Annotated in this window: 3 protein-coding genes; 1 reads left to right on the top strand and 2 read right to left on the bottom strand. The window is 73.5% G+C overall.

Annotated elements, in window-relative coordinates; all coding sequences use genetic code 11:
- Nucleotides 1-154: aldehyde dehydrogenase family protein (locus tag AB0E62_RS40035; protein ID WP_362206081.1), on the top strand; the 154-nt coding region annotated here is incomplete at its 5' end.
- Nucleotides 155-442: 288 nt separating this feature from the next.
- On the opposite strand, the gene AB0E62_RS40040 is transcribed toward AB0E62_RS40035, so the two are convergent.
- Together AB0E62_RS40040 and AB0E62_RS40045 are read right to left on the bottom strand one after the other, a co-directional pair.
- Complete coding sequence (locus AB0E62_RS40040) at nucleotides 443-982, bottom strand: YbhB/YbcL family Raf kinase inhibitor-like protein (protein ID WP_362206078.1); 540 nt, start codon at nucleotides 980-982, stop codon at nucleotides 443-445.
- A gap of 101 nt (nucleotides 983-1,083) precedes the next feature.
- The coding region (locus AB0E62_RS40045; protein ID WP_362206084.1) for an aldehyde dehydrogenase family protein at nucleotides 1,084-1,237 on the bottom strand (154 nt) is incomplete at its 5' end.

The following is a 1,237-nucleotide window of genomic DNA, read 5'->3' on the forward strand; positions in this document are numbered from 1 at the left end:
CGCGGGGCGCGTCGGGATCAACGTCCACCGTGCGGGCGGGGTCCAGATGCCCATCGGCGGTTACAAGCAGTCGGGCTGGGGCCGCGAGTGCGGGCCCGAGGCCATCGAGGAGTACCTGGAGACGAAGTCGGTGATCACGCTCCTGGACCGCTGAGATCCGCCCCGCGCCCGATCGTGCCCGCCTCCGGATGCCGTGCCGGGAAGGCCCGGGAAAGGCGTGGTCGCGGTGGACGGCGAGGCCGGCTCCCCGTGTCGGTGCGTACAGCACACGGGAGGGCCGAGCCCGCAGCCGGCGGGCCGTGCTCGGGCGTTGGCGGCACACCGACGCCGCCGTGCCGCCAACGCCCACCGCGGGGCACCGGTCCGTCGGCAGGGCACACGAGAACCGGCGTCCTGGCCTTGCCTCTCTCCGGCTTCCCGGGCCGTCGGGCCCGGCGCGCGCTCAGGCCGGGATCTCGAAGACCGGGACCAGCATGGCCCGGCCCAGAGTGTGGGCGAAGAGGTGGAAACCGAGCCAGGCGGGGGTGGCCTCGGGTGTGAGGTCGAGTCGGTCGACGTCCAGGGCGTGCACGACGAAGAAGTAGCGGTGCGGACCGTGGCCGGGCGGCGGTGCGGCACCCAGGAAACGGCGCTCACCCATGTCGTTGGCGAGCGTCCTGGCCCCGGCCGGGAGCCTTTCACCTCCGGAGTCGCCCGCACCCGTCGGCAGTTCGGTCACCGTGGCGGGGATGTCGTGGACCGCCCAGTGCCAGAACCCGCTGCCGGTCGGTGCGTCCGGGTCGTAGCAGGTCACCGCGAAGCTTCGGGTGTCTGCCGGATGCCCCGTCCAGGCCAGGTGCGGCGAGCGGTCCCGGCCCGGGGCGCCGAACAGGCCGCTGCGCTGGGCGACGTCCAGGGTCCGCCCGTCGGCGATGTCGTCGCTGCGCAGTGTGAACCCCTCGACGGGCGGCAGGACACTGTAGGGGTCGAAGGGCTGGGACATGGGTTCTCCTCGGTTCTCGTCCGCCCTCGCCGGCCGGGGTCCCGCCCGGCGGGGACGATGTCGCGGGTAACGGTGTCTCGGCGACCGGAGTTCCGGTCGGGTCAGCTTTCCCGGGCGGTCACCACGGTCTTGGTCTCCAGGTACTCCTCCACGGCCTCGGGTCCGTTCTCCCGGCCCCAGCCGGACTGCTTGTAGCCACCCACCGGCATCTGCACACCGCCGGCGCGGTGGACGTTGACGCCGGTCCGGCCGACC

The sequence above is a fragment of the Streptomyces sp. NPDC038707 genome, assembly GCF_040636485.1.
Taxonomy (GTDB): domain Bacteria; phylum Actinomycetota; class Actinomycetes; order Streptomycetales; family Streptomycetaceae; genus Streptomyces.

What these genes read in the sequence shown, in the direction of transcription:
- AB0E62_RS40040 (WP_362206078.1), bottom strand. Translation starts at nt 982, where the DNA reads ATGTCCCAGCCCTTCGACCCCTACAGTGTCCTGCCGCCCGTCGAGGGG.